The organism is Cohnella hongkongensis, assembly GCF_042654645.1.
Taxonomy (GTDB): Bacteria; Bacillota; Bacilli; order Paenibacillales; family Paenibacillaceae; genus Cohnella; species Cohnella hongkongensis.
Genome location: NZ_JBHSEP010000004.1, coordinates 149,438 through 162,517, shown reverse-complemented (window position 1 = coordinate 162,517; position 13,080 = coordinate 149,438). Strand labels below are relative to the sequence as shown.

The 13,080-nt window shown below is 55.9% G+C and carries 12 protein-coding genes; 7 read left to right on the top strand and 5 right to left on the bottom strand.

Annotation, left to right across the window (positions count from 1 at the left end; all coding sequences use genetic code 11):
- The first annotated feature begins 86 nt into the window (after positions 1-86).
- Positions 87-716: a TetR/AcrR family transcriptional regulator gene (locus ACFO3S_RS08085; protein ID WP_378094201.1), complete on the top strand. Its 630-nt coding sequence runs from the start codon at positions 87-89 to the stop codon at positions 714-716.
- A gap of 59 nt (positions 717-775) precedes the next feature.
- Here ACFO3S_RS08085 and ACFO3S_RS08080 read toward each other — a convergent pair whose 3' ends face one another.
- From ACFO3S_RS08080 to ACFO3S_RS08070, 3 genes are read right to left on the bottom strand one after another with little or no spacing between them, the layout of a single operon-like run.
- On the bottom strand, positions 776-1,441 hold the full coding sequence (locus tag ACFO3S_RS08080) for a ribulose-phosphate 3-epimerase (RefSeq protein WP_378094199.1): 666 nt from the start codon (positions 1,439-1,441) through the stop codon (positions 776-778).
- The gene (locus tag ACFO3S_RS08075; protein ID WP_378094197.1) at positions 1,442-2,389 is read right to left on the bottom strand and encodes a ribokinase; all 948 of its coding nucleotides are present in this window, start codon (positions 2,387-2,389) and stop codon (positions 1,442-1,444) included.
- Positions 2,390-2,400: 11 nt separating this feature from the next.
- The gene (locus ACFO3S_RS08070; RefSeq protein WP_378094195.1) at positions 2,401-3,558 is read right to left on the bottom strand and encodes a hypothetical protein; all 1,158 of its coding nucleotides are present in this window, start codon (positions 3,556-3,558) and stop codon (positions 2,401-2,403) included.
- A 231-nt stretch (positions 3,559-3,789) separates the two neighbouring features.
- Between ACFO3S_RS08070 and ACFO3S_RS08065 the strand changes: the two genes are divergently transcribed.
- The 6 genes from ACFO3S_RS08065 to ACFO3S_RS08040 all read left to right on the top strand — a co-directional run bounded on the left by ACFO3S_RS08065 (position 3,790) and on the right by ACFO3S_RS08040 (position 11,403).
- Positions 3,790-4,989, top strand: a complete 1,200-nt coding sequence (locus ACFO3S_RS08065) for an ROK family transcriptional regulator (RefSeq protein WP_378094193.1) — start codon at positions 3,790-3,792, stop codon at positions 4,987-4,989.
- A 34-nt stretch (positions 4,990-5,023) separates the two neighbouring features.
- Positions 5,024-6,808: an L-fucose isomerase gene (locus tag ACFO3S_RS08060; protein ID WP_378094191.1), complete on the top strand. Its 1,785-nt coding sequence runs from the start codon at positions 5,024-5,026 to the stop codon at positions 6,806-6,808.
- 96 nt (positions 6,809-6,904) lie between these two features.
- Positions 6,905-8,218, top strand: coding sequence for an ABC transporter substrate-binding protein (locus tag ACFO3S_RS08055; RefSeq protein ID WP_378094188.1), 1,314 nt, complete (start codon positions 6,905-6,907; stop codon positions 8,216-8,218).
- Positions 8,219-8,373: 155 nt separating this feature from the next.
- Positions 8,374-9,249: a carbohydrate ABC transporter permease gene (locus ACFO3S_RS08050; RefSeq protein ID WP_378094186.1), complete on the top strand. Its 876-nt coding sequence runs from the start codon at positions 8,374-8,376 to the stop codon at positions 9,247-9,249.
- Positions 9,250-10,095, top strand: a complete 846-nt coding sequence (locus ACFO3S_RS08045) for a carbohydrate ABC transporter permease (protein WP_378094184.1) — start codon at positions 9,250-9,252, stop codon at positions 10,093-10,095.
- 27 nt (positions 10,096-10,122) lie between these two features.
- On the top strand, positions 10,123-11,403 hold the full coding sequence (locus ACFO3S_RS08040; protein WP_378094182.1) for a glycoside hydrolase family 125 protein: 1,281 nt from the start codon (positions 10,123-10,125) through the stop codon (positions 11,401-11,403).
- Positions 11,404-11,603: 200 nt separating this feature from the next.
- On the opposite strand, the gene ACFO3S_RS08035 is transcribed toward ACFO3S_RS08040, so the two are convergent.
- Both ACFO3S_RS08035 and ACFO3S_RS08030 read right to left on the bottom strand, forming a co-directional pair.
- Positions 11,604-12,467: an SDR family oxidoreductase gene (locus ACFO3S_RS08035; protein WP_378094180.1), complete on the bottom strand. Its 864-nt coding sequence runs from the start codon at positions 12,465-12,467 to the stop codon at positions 11,604-11,606.
- Positions 12,468-12,554: 87 nt separating this feature from the next.
- Positions 12,555-12,971: an Rrf2 family transcriptional regulator gene (locus ACFO3S_RS08030; RefSeq protein ID WP_378094178.1), complete on the bottom strand. Its 417-nt coding sequence runs from the start codon at positions 12,969-12,971 to the stop codon at positions 12,555-12,557.
- Between the last annotated feature and the right edge of the window lie 109 nt (positions 12,972-13,080).

Below are 13,080 nucleotides of genomic sequence, written 5' to 3'. Positions count from 1 at the left end.
GAGCAATAATGACGAATGTGTCGGTTAACGAACACATCCGGTCAAGGTGTCGGGTTAAATTTTCGGGAATATCGGGAGGGATTCGGATGAGCGGGAACACGACCGATCTGAGGGTGGTCCGCAGCAAACAGGCGATTCGGGACGCGCTGGTGGAATTGATTGAAGAGAAGGGTTTCGAAGCGGTGACAGTCAAAGACATTACGACGCGGGCCAGAATTAACCGCGGCACGTTCTACGCCCATTATCAGGACAAATACGACCTGATGGCCAAATGCGAAGAAGAGATCATGGTCGGGATGTCCGACATTGCGAAGAGGATTTTTCCATCGTTAAAAACGGAACTGCAGCAGTCCCCGTCCCGATTGGCGATTTATCCGTTCGTTGCAGCCCTCTTCGCTTTCATGAACGGGCACAGCCGATTCATGAAAGCGGCGTTGGGACCAAAGGGAGACATGTCCTTTCAGATCAAGATCAAAGCGTTCATGCAAGAGACGATGCTGGGGAAAAGCACGGACGTGCTGATCCATGAAGAAGAGTGCCTCGTTCCGGCAAAGTATTTTGCTACGTACGTAGGATCGGCGCACATCGGCGTGATTCAACAATGGCTGGAGAGCGGCAGGCAAGAGTCGCCCGAGGAAATGGCGCGAACCCTCACAACCATTCTGGTGCAAGGTCCGTTGTATGCGGCAGGATTGAAGAAGCTGCCCGAGTCCTGAACGTCCGTTGCCGAATCTTACAATTCTCATCTGACGTTTGGGGCAAATGAACAGACGTCCTAATCCGGCTTCAAGCCGATCGCCTGTCGGAACCTATTCAGCTTGTCCATGTCCACATGCTTGTCCGAATAGGCGGCCGTCGTGCCCAAAACGAATACGTTGGCGCCATAGCTTCTGCAGAGCGAAGCCGTATCGGATCCGATATTGCCGTCCACGACGATATCCTTATCGGGGCCGATCAGCTCGCGGATTCTTCCGATTTTCGGAGCGCTGCCCTCCAGAAATTTCTGCCCGGCAAAGCCGGGCTCCACGGTCATGACGAGCACGTAGTCCACATAGGGCGCGATGTTGGCCAGAAATTCCGGGGAAGCGTGCGGATTCATCGCAATGCCAGCCCGCTTGCCCGCCTGCCGGATTTGCGTCAAATATTTGACCGGCTGGCTCGTCGCCTCGATATGGAAGGAAACATGGGTACACGCCGTAAGCAGAACCTCGTTCAGCGCCACGTCCAGATTGCCCACCATCAAATGAACCTCGACGGGAACGGCCGATGTCTCCGCCATTCTTCCGATCTGATCGAACCCAAGCGTAATATTGTTCACGAAAGTGCCGTCCATCACGTCCGCGTGGACGTAATGGGCGCCCGAGAGCCGAATCTCGTCCAGAGCTTCGCCCAAGTTCAGCGGATCGGCGCACATAATCGACAAGGCCACCTTGGCATCCATTTACGATTCCTCCTCTAGCGATCTGGCATAGAGACGATCCACTTCTTCCCGGGACGGCAGCGCGTCTATCGCTCCCGGACGGGTGACGGATATGGCTGCGGCCACGTTGGCGTAGCGGATGCTGCCGTGCATGTCCATCCCTCTCGACAGCCCGAAGGTCAAAGCCGCCATGAAGCAGTCTCCCGCCGCCGTCGTATCCACCGCTTCCCCCGCCCCGCGATAAGCGGGAAAACGGATGAACTCCTGGCCGTCATACAGCATCGCGCCTTGCGCGCCCAGCTTCAAAATGACGTTGCGGCAGCCGGATTCGTAGAGCTTGACGCAAGCCTGCCGCGCTTCCCTGTCGCTAGTTATCGCGATCCCCGTAAGCTCCGCCGCCTCGACCTCGTTCGGACTTAGCACGAGTGCGCCGCGGAACAGGCCGAGGGGAACGGATCTCGCGGGTCCGGCATCGACAATGGCATGCACGCCGCACGCCCGGGCCTCCGAGAGCAGCTCTTCCACAACCGGAAGACTGATCTCCAGTTCCAGAGACAAATAGCCGAATCGAGGCATGGCGGAGAGCAGCTTGTCCAGGTCATTCCGGGTATAGGTTTCGTTGGCTCCCATGTAAGACAGGATCGTATTGTTGCCGTTCTCTTCGACTAGAACGTAGGCGGTGCCCGTACCCGTCTGCTCGTCGTAGAAAATCAGGTCCGGGGCGATATTCTCCCGCTCGTAGGCGGACAAGAGAATATCGCCTTGTGTATCTCTTCCGATCTTGCAGCTGAACTGCATATCGGCTCCCAGACGGGACAGAGCTACGGCCCTGTTCGAGCCTTTGCCCCCTAATCCGTTCAGACGATCGCGCACGAGCAGGGATTCTCCGCTGACGGGGTTTCGGGGAACATGCAGAATGACGTCCGCGTTGGCGCTTCCCACGACCAGGATGCGTTGACTGCTGTGCATGGCTTGGCCTCCTATAAGCGGTTCATTTGATCGATAAAGCCGGCGTTCTTCTCGGCATTAACCAGCCTGTCCACCGCGCCGTACACGTTCGTGGCGCTGACGACGAAGCTGTCCAGCTTGCCGTACCCCTCATTCACACATTCGAATATTCCGTCATGCTCGAAGCTGTCCAGCGCATCCTTGACCGTTTTCGCCGCAAGACCGGCGTCGATCTGCGCCAGGCACCATACGACCCAGCCTGTCGCCGTCGCCCAGTAGGCCCCATTCTGGTATTCTTCGCGAGGCACGTCGATCAGCAGCCGATCCCAGTATTCTCCCTTGAGCAGATGACGAATCTGTCCTTTATAGACATAGTTGCCGTACTGGTCTTTCAGAAAAGCCAGCAAGCGGTCCTTCACGCCTGCCGCCGGGAAGTCAATGTAGAGCATGTAGGCGATGCCCCAGATATCCAGTTGTCTGCAGTCCTGCGAAGCGGCGAAAAACGCTCCGCTCTCCTCGTCGTACAGCCGGAAAATGGCAGACTCGACGGCCGACGCTCTTCGTTCCAGCCCGCCCGCCCCGCGGCCGTCCCCGAATCGCCGATCCAGCTCGGCCAGAAACTTGCAGCTCCGCCAATACAGCAGCGATTCTTTGAACAATTCTCCGGTTTTGCCGATCGTATCGGTAAAGCCGTACGGAGAATGCGGATCCGCCGGGTCGTTGTAGACGAGGCCGGACTCGCTCAGGACGATCAGGTCCAGACCGCCGCGCAGCAGCTCCTTCCATTCCCGGTACAGCCCGGCCGCCTTGTCTTCGGCTATCCTGTTCAAGTAGAAATAGACGACGAATACGAGAAACGGCGTATTGTCCAGGTTCGCTTGGCCTACGGGCTTGCCCGCTTCCCCGGCCGCGAACACGGCCGTGCCGTCGCTGTAGACCCGGTCGGGCATCCAGCCGTCCTCGCGGCGCGCATTTATAATGAACCGAATGGCCTTTTCGATGGAGGCATCCTGCAAATAAGCTCCGGCGTACTCGACCATATACCCGAAATCCCTTACCCACAGTGCGTTATAACTGGCAATGCCGTCCGGGGTAAACAAGACGGTGCCGTCGTGCGCGGGAGTCGCGCATCCCTCGATCAACCTCTTGGACTTCTGCCCGAGCTCGTTCAGGACGTCTTGGATCAACATGTATCAGCTCACCCTTCTGATGCGAAATAAGTGCTGCCCAAATTGTATAACATAAGTAAAATAGTTTTCAACAACACATTTAGAAATCTATTTAGTAAAATATATTTACAAAAGATTTTGTCATTGTTATACTAGCCTCAGTAAGACCCCCCGCCAAATAGAACTTGTATTTTGTCAACAGTTGTCACAAAAATGAAGTATGAAATCAATAAGGTAAAGAAGGTGCTTGTTTTGGCGGGAAATAATACGAAGATTTTGAAGCAAGCGAACAAATATCTGGTGCTGCAGTGCATTTCGACTTATGAGCCGGTCACCATCGAAGACATCGTCAAGAAAACGAACCTGAGCCGGCCGACCGTCATCAATTCTGTCAAGGAGCTGACGGAGAGCGAGATCGTGATCAAGAACGGCTACGCGGAATCGACCGGCGGAAGAACGGCCGCTCTGCTTTCCACGAATGCCGATGCCTATTATGCCATAGGAGCGGATTTCGAATTCCCCAAGGTTCGGCTTGCCCTGGCCAATCTGAAAGGAACGATTCTGGCTTCCCATCATTTTCAATATTCGCTCGACACGACGGCCGAAGAGATTCTAAGCGACTTGCCGGACCGGATCTACGATTTCATGCAAAGCTCCAACGTGCCCGTCGAGAAGATCGAAGGGCTGGGCATGGGCATCTCCGGGATTCTGGACGCGAACAGCGGCAATTCGAAATTCATTGAAAGAATCAACGGCTGGAAGGACATCGACATTCAAGCGATTTTGGAGCGCAAGCTGAAGATGCCCGTCTACATCCGCAATGACGTTCATCTGATGGGACTCGTGGAGAAGCGCTTTTATATTCCTAACGACACCCACTCCTTCATCTACATCGGCCTTCGCTCCGGTGTCGGCAGCGCCATCTTTTTGGGTAATTCCATCTATGAAGGAAAAAACGGCAATGCGGGTTTTACCGGACACATTACGCTGGATGTCAACGGGCCGCGCTGCTTCTGCGGCCAGAGAGGCTGTCTCGATGTATTCGCCGGAGAGCTGTCGCTTATCGAAAGATACAATGCCGCGAAAGGATCGGGGGCCAAAGCCGGGGACAGCGAGGAGATCAATCTGGATTACCTGGTTCGGAAGGCGGAGGCCGGAGACGAGATCGCCGCTACGATTCTGAAGGATGCCGGATTCTATCTGGGCGTGGCCATCGCCAACCTGGTCAAGACGCTGGAAATTCCTAACGTGGTCGTCGGAGGCTGTCCCCGCATCGAAGCCTCCCCTTTCTTCAGCTCCGTGAAGCAAACGGCGGACGCCCATCTTAAGCTTCAGTTCGAGGATGTCCAGATCGGCTGCGGCCAATTGGCGGAGCGTGACTACGCGCTTGGCGGATGCTTCCTCGTCTTCGATCATCTGTTCGACAAGCCGATGCTTACACTGCAAATCTGATTCATTGCCAAATTCAACTAGAGGTGTGACTCCCATGAACACAGCATTCAGCAAACCCGCTATCGGAATCCGTCCGGTCATCGACGGCCGCACAGGAGGAGTAAGGGAAGAGTTGGAAGAGCAAACCATGCGGATGGCCAGGTCGGTTGCCGAACTGATCGGCGATCAATTGCGCTACGGCGACGGCACCCCCGTACAATGCATTGTGGCGGATACTTGCATCGGCGGCATACAGGAGGCCCGACAAGCGGACGAGAAATTCTCCCGGGCCAACGTCGGAGCGACCATCTCCGTCACTCCGTGCTGGGCATACGGCAGCGAAACGATCGATACCGACCCTTTCAGGCCTAAGGCGATCTGGGGCTTTAACGGCTCGGAGCGCTCCGGCGCCGTCTATCTGGCCGCCGCTCTGGCCGCTCATAATCAGAAAGGGCTTCCCGCGTTCGGCATATACGGCCAAGACGTTCAAGATAAAGAGGACGACTCCATTCCAGAGGATGTCCGAGACAAGCTGCTTCAATTTGCCAGAAGCGCGATCGCGGTAGCGGAGATGCGGGGCAAATCGTATCTCTCCATCGGCTCCGTCAGCATGGGCATCGCCGGCTCGATCGTCAACGAGGACTTCTTTCAGTCCTATCTTGGCATGCATAACGAGTACGTCGATATGAGTGAAATCAGCCGCCGGATCGAGTTGGGCATTTACGACGAGGAAGAGTATAGAAAAGCTTTGACATGGACACAAAACTACTGCAAGGAAGGCGCCGACTTCAATGCGCCCGACATGCAGCTTACCCGGGAAAAGAAAGACGATGTTTGGCGCTTTGTCGTCAAAATGACGTTGATTATACGGGATTTAATGATCGGCAATCCCCGGTTGGCGCAGCTTGGACACAGCGAGGAAGCGCTAGGCCATCATGCTATCGCCTCCGGATTCCAAGGGCAGCGGCACTGGAACGACTACTTGCCCAACGGCGACTTCTCCGAAGCGATGCTCAATTCTTCTTTCGATTGGAACGGGATCCGGCAGCCCTTCGTCGTCGCCACCGAGAACGACAGCCTCAACGCTGTTACAATGCTGTTCGGCAAGCTGCTCACGAATACAGCGCAATCCTTCGTCGATATTCGCACGTACTGGAGCCCGGATTCCGTCGAGCGCGTCACCGGCTTCAAGCTGGAAGGCCTGGCGGCCGGAGGCGTCATTCATCTCAAAAATTCCGGCTCCGTCGCTCTGGATAGCTGCGGCGAGCAGTCGATCGACGGCAAGCCCGCCCTCAAGCCATTTTGGGACATTTCCGAGGAAGAGATGAATCGCTGTCTGAAGGCTACGACCTGGCATCCGGCGCATCAAGGCTATTTCCGAGGAGGCGGCTTCTCCAGCCAAGTGCTGTCCCGAGGCGGCATGCCGATCACCTTGTCGAGGCTCAATCTGATCAAAGGCTTGGGCCCCGTCCTACAGATTGCCCAAGGCTATACCGTCGATCTCACGGAGCAGGTTCACCGCATGCTGGATGACAGAACCGATCCCGCTTGGCCAACCGCATGGTTTGTCCCGATCGTTACAGGCAAAGGCGCGTTCAAGGACGTGTACACCGTCATGAACAGCTGGGGCGCCAATCACGGCTCCTTCAGCTACGGGCATATCGGCGGCGATCTGATTACGCTGGCGTCCATGCTCCGAATTCCCGTGACGATGCACAATGTGCCGGAAGAGCAAATCTTCCGTCCCAGTTCCTGGCTTGCATTCGGCGTCGAGGAAGATTACGTCGGCACCGATTACAGAGCGTGCGCGAATTACGGCCCGCTGTATTCATCGCTTTAACCAATCGTTGTGTCGCGCCTGGATGTTGAATTGGCCAACAGCGTCCAGCAGCGCTTTCACATATAACTAAGCTACAAGATAAAGGGAGGCTCTCACATGAAGAAAGTCGCATCTACGCTTACGGCAGTCGTCTTGCTGTCCTCCGTACTTGCCGCTTGCGGATCCAACAACTCCGACAACGGCGCCGCAAGTCCGGGCTCTGCGGCGCCGAGCGCCGGGAATGGGACCGAGCCGGTTAAGCTGCAGGTATTGTCCCTCAAGCAGGAACAATCCAGCCAGGAAGCATTCAAGCAAATTACTGAAAAATTCCAGAAAGAAAACCCGAACATCACGATTGAAATTCAGACGATGAACGCCGATCAGCTCAAAACCACGTTAAGGGCGAGAGCCGCTGCCAAAGAGATGCCCGATCTGGTCACCTGGATGAAGGAGATCGAGCCGGACAGCCTGCTGGATCTATCCGGAGAAAGCTTCCTGTCCAACCTGAATGCCGAAAGCGTCGCCGCAGCTAACGCCATCTACGATGGCAAAGTATACGCCATGCCGATCGACAACGGGTATATCGGCTTCTACTACAACAAGACGGTGTTGGCGGACAACGGGCTTGAAGTACCGAGAACGCTTTCAGAGATGAAGAAAGCCGCTGAAACGCTAAAAGCCAATGGAATTCCGGCATTCGCCACCGGGGCCAAAGATTTGTCCGTCGCCTATATGCCGCTGATCTCGCTGTTCTCCGAGACGGTATTCGGACAAAATCCGAACTGGTCCCAGGATCGCGACGAAGGCAAGGTCAGCATTGCGACCGACCCGAACTGGAAGCTGGCATTCGACCTTCATAAAGACTATGTATACGGTTACAGCGATGTCGGAAATTCGTACAACATTTCCTACGACGACGCCAACGCCATGATCGCTCAAGGAAAAGCGGCGTTCTACGGCAACGGACCTTGGGCGCTGAGCGGCATCCGCGAGGTCGGACCGGATGCCGACCTCGGTCTGATGGCGTTCCCGATCTCCGAGAATCCGGACGATTCGAAGCTTCTTGTTTTCCCCGATACGTCTCTGTCCATCTCCAAGGACAGTAAAAATATCGAGGCCGCCAAAAAATTCCTGGCCTTCATGACGACGCAGGAAGCGGGCACCATCTGGTCCGAGAACGTTAAAGTGGCTTCTACCGTAAACGGGGTCAACGTCGACTACGATCCGATTGCCAAAGACATCAACGAGTATATTTCCAGCGGCAGGTTCACACCTTACGGAGACCGGGTGCTTCGTTCCGTCTTTACGGACAAGCTCTGGGAAGATTTCTCCAAATATATGCTCGGTCAAACGGATTGGGCGAAGCTGTCCGCTGATCTTGACGAGTTCTGGGACAAGGCTAAGGATATCGATAACACGGCAGGAAAATAACGTCCGTTGTTCAGTCTGACGACCGCTTGACGGCACCGCATGGATATTCCTTGACAGGGCTCTGTTGATGGAATATCCATGCCTTTCAATCGACACTTCTTCCCTTCGGGCGATTGAACGGCTAGCCAATATGCATGTCGAAAGAGGAATTTATTATGAAAATAAACCGAAATGGATTGTTTTACTTTCTCATCCTTTCGCCAGCTTTGCTGCTGTTCACTGTCTTTTTCATCATCCCTGTCGTGCAGAGTCTGACGCTTTCCTTGACGGACTCCTACGGTATGAGAGCGACGCACAATTTTATCGGACTGGATAACTACATCGAAGCGCTGAAGGACGACAGCTTCATCGATACGATCAGCGCAACTCTTCTGTTTACGGCCTTTGCCGTAATCGTCGGCAATCTATTATCGCTTGCGCTGGCCTTGCTGCTGGATACCAAGCTAAGAGCAAGGAGCTTCCTTCGCTCAATCTTTTTCATCCCGAACATTATGAGCCTGCTTGTCGTCGGTTATGTATGGTCGTTCGTATACGGAGACGCGATACCGGATCTGCTCAGCTTCCTTCAGGTTCCCCAGCAGATGCAGCGGTCCATTCTCGGAAATCCGGACATTGTCGTCTACGCGCTGGCGATCACCGCCATCTGGAACGCGGCGGGGTACTACATGATCATCTACCTGGCGGCGCTTCAGGGCATCTCCGACGATCTGATGGAAGCGGCCAAAATCGATGGAGCCAGAGGCCGGGATATCTTGTTCAGAATCAAGCTTCCGCTGATCTCGCCTGCCATCATCACCTGCCTGATGCTGTCCGCAGCGGCTCATATCAAAGTATTCGAGCTGCCCTTCACGATGACGTCCGGCGGCCCTGCAGGCGCCTCCATGACGATGGTGCTCAAAATATACAATACGGCATTCAATGCGAACCGGACGGGTTACGCCACGGCGCAGTCGACCATCTTCTTCATTCTGATCGCGACGATTACGCTGGTGCTGGTCAGAATCATGAAGTCGAGGGAGGCGAAGCTCTAGATGCATACCACCGCCAAACGTTCGAAGTCGAAGGGGCGGAACCTGCTGCTGACGGCAATCGTCTGGCTGTTCGCCCTGCTGTTCTTCGCTCCGATCTATATCGTCATTTTGAATTCGTTCAAGACCAAGTCCGAGCTTATGGTTTCGGCCATCTCCTGGCCGAAGAGCTTTACCCTGGACAACTATGCCACGATCCTGACCCATAACGACTTCTTCCCGTCGCTGCTGTTCAGCGTGTTCATCGTCGTGGTAACGACAACGCTCACCATTCTCGTGTCTTCGCTTGCGGGGTATGCTCTGGCGCGTTGGAAAAGCAAGCTTTCGGGCGGAATTATGCTCGTGTTTCTGTCTACGCTGTTCGTTCCCTTTCAGGTGTATATGGTCGCGTTGATCGTCATCGCCAGAGATCTTCATTTTACCGGAAACGCCATCGGCCTCATTCTGATCTACGTTGCCCTCGGAATGCCGGTGCCGATCTTCCTGTACCGGAGCTACGCCTACTCCATGTCCTCCGAGATCGAGGAAGCCGCGGCGATCGACGGCTGCAGCAAACTGCAGTTGTTTTTCCGAATCGTGTTCCCGCTCATGAAGCCGATCACCGCCACGGTAGCCGTTCTGAACGCCCTGTGGGCATGGGGAGAATTTTTGGTCGCCTTCCTGGTCTACGGCAATCACAAACCGATGACGATCCCGTTGTCGCAGCAATACTTTTACGGCACATACAACCAGCAATGGCAGCTTATTATGGCCGGCTTCGTCGTATCGACCATCCCAATCGTCGTGTTCTACATCCTGATGCAAAAGCATATCGTCAAGGGCATTGCCGCAGGCGCCGTCAAAGGATAACTCCAAGCAGAAAAGAGAGCTGACAGCATGTATTCATCCATTCATCGCACAGCGGAAGCCGCGGCCGGGCGGTTGAACCGGATCAACCCGGAGCTTGCGCGCGTATTCCGGCAATCTTATCTCAATACGCTAGATACGACAGTCGAACGGCTGGCGGACGGAACGACGTTCGTCATCACCGGAGATATTCCCGCCATGTGGCTGCGGGACTCTTCCGCCCAAGTTCGGCCTTACGTGAAACTCGCGTCCAAGGACGAGCAGTTGGCCGCGATGATCCGGGGGCTTATCCTGAGGCAGGCGCAATATTTGCTGCTGGATCCTTACGCCAACGCCTTCAACAAAGAAGCCAACGGCAACGGCCACCAGCAAGACCGGACGGAGATGGGCCCGACGATATGGGAAAGAAAGTTCGAGTTGGATTCGTTATGTTATCCGGTTCAGCTTTTGTACGATTATTGGAGCGCCACCGGAGACCGGAGCATCTTCAACGAAGTCGTCCGCATGATGATGACAACCATAGTCGATACCATGATCGTCGAACAGCATCACGATTCGCAATCTCCTTATTCATTCGAGCGTGACGATATTTTGCTGCCTTCCGATACGCTGCCTTTCGACGGCCGGGGCACCCGCACCAATTTTACAGGCATGGTATGGTCGGGCTTCCGCCCAAGCGACGACGCCTGCAAATTCGGTTACCTGATCCCGGCCAACATGTTCGCCGTCGTGATTCTGGGTCATATCGAGTCGTTCGCGCAACAGTTCTATGACGATGCGCCGTTGGCCGAGAAAGCAAAAAAGCTGAGAAACGACATCACCTTCGGCATCGAGACCTACGGCGTGTACAACCACCCCGTCCACGGCCCGATTTACGCTTACGAGACCGACGGATACGGCAACTACAATCTGATGGATGACGCCAACGTGCCGAGCCTGCTCTCCATCCCGTACTTGGGCTTCCTGCCCGCGGACGATCCGATGTACCAAAGAACGAGAGCGTTCGTTCTTAGCCCGGATAATCCCTATTACTATGATGGAGCGTTCGCCAAAGGAATCGGGAGCCCTCATACGCCTCCAGGCTATATTTGGCCTATCGCGCTAATTATGCAAGGCTTGACCGCCACCGCCCGGGAAGAGCGGGAAGCGTTGATCGAACAGCTTCTCGCGACTACAGCAGGCACGGGGTTCATGCATGAAAGCTTCGATCCGGACCAATTCACCCGCGAGTGGTTCGCATGGGCCAACAGCCTGTTCGGCCAGTTCGTCCTCGAGTGGCTGGAAGAGAAAGACGCAACCGTCCCCGTATGACCTATCGCATGTCGCGAAAACGACGGTCGGCTCCTAGACGGAACGCGCCCTTGTACACAGTCGCAGGCGGGACGCTCGAAACCGGCTGATTGTGTATGAAAGCAAAGAAACGACAGAACGGCGGTGCAGGGATAACCCCCTAGCACCGCCATTTCTTTATTTTGCCGATTTGGGATAGCCTCTTCGTCTTGCGGCCTGGCTTAGGACAGCTCCTTCACGAGCTGGCCCACAGCTTCGCGAATCGGCGTCAGCGGGCGGCCGAGCAGCTTCTCGAAGTCGCCGCTCTCGACCTCCAATCCGCCCTCCCGGATGCCCTGCTGGATGCCGACCAGGAACGGGATGACGAAATCCGGCACGCCGGCTTGCGTCATGATGTCAGCGTAAGTCTTGTCGTCGACCTGTCGAACGGGAACGTCCCGGCCCAGGACGGCGCCGACCTCGGCGGCGAGCTGCTCTTGAGTCAGAAGCTTGCCGGACAGCTCATACACCGTATTCTCGTGTCCCTGGCCGGTCAATACGGCCGCCGCCGCTTCCGCGTATTCCTGCCGAAGCGCCCAGCCCACTTTACCGGACTGCGCGGACGTGACCCAGGGCGCTCCGGCCAGCACGCCCTGAATGCCGGAGCTCTCGTTCTCCAGATACCAGTTGTTGCGCAGAATGGAGTACGGGATGCCCGTGCTTAGAATGGCTTTCTCCGTTGCCTGGTGAGGCGGGGCCAGCAGAAGCTTGCTCTCTCCCGCATTGGCCAAGCTCGTATAGGCGATGAAGCGGACTCCCGCCCGGGCGGCCGCCTCCACCGCATTCGTGTGCTGGCGGATTCTCGTCTCGGTGTCTCCGTCGGCCGAGATGATCAGAATCCGGTCGATGCCCGCAAAGGCCGCATCCAGCGACTCCGGACGATCGAAGTCGCCCTGACGAACGTCCACCCCCCGCGCGCGAAGTCCGTCCGCCTTGCCCGGATCGCGAACGCTAACCGCCAGCTCGCTCGCCGGCACGCTTTTCAACAACGCTTCCACCACTTTAGTTCCCAGCTTGCCCGTTGCACCCGTCACTAGAATGCTCAAGTCAATCCCTCCGATATGTCGTATTCTTTTCGTTATAACCATTTTGATTACAACGAATCTATAAAATAAGAGCCCTGTAAAGAGCTTTTATTTCAACTTCCCGATCAGCTCCGCCAGCGTCGTCCGCTCAAGCCTCCGCTCCATCATCGTCTGAGCCTCATCCAGCTCCCGCTGCAACGCTTGCTCGATGCCTCGTCCCACCGGACAGTCGATATTCGGGTTGTCATGGATGCGGAACAATCGATCCCCGTCGGTCACGTTCACGGCCCGATAAATGTCCAGCAGCGTAATCCGGCCGGGCTCCCTCCGCAGGGAGGCGCCCCCCACTCCCGGACGCACGTCCACCAGCCCCGCCCGCTTCAGCATGCCCATAATTCTTCGAATGACGACCGGGTGGGTATTCACGCTGCCCGCGATGTCCTCCCCGGTGCATTCGTTCGGGCTGACTGCAATCAGAGAGAGGGTATGGACCGCCATCGAAAAGCGCGTGCTGATCTGCTTCATCCGTCAATCACCGCCGTTGTAACCATTTTAGTTACTCCCCCTGCAGCTGTCAAGCACAAACAGCCGCCGTCCCTCAACATCGGGGCGGCGGCGGCGGCTCCTTCCGGCT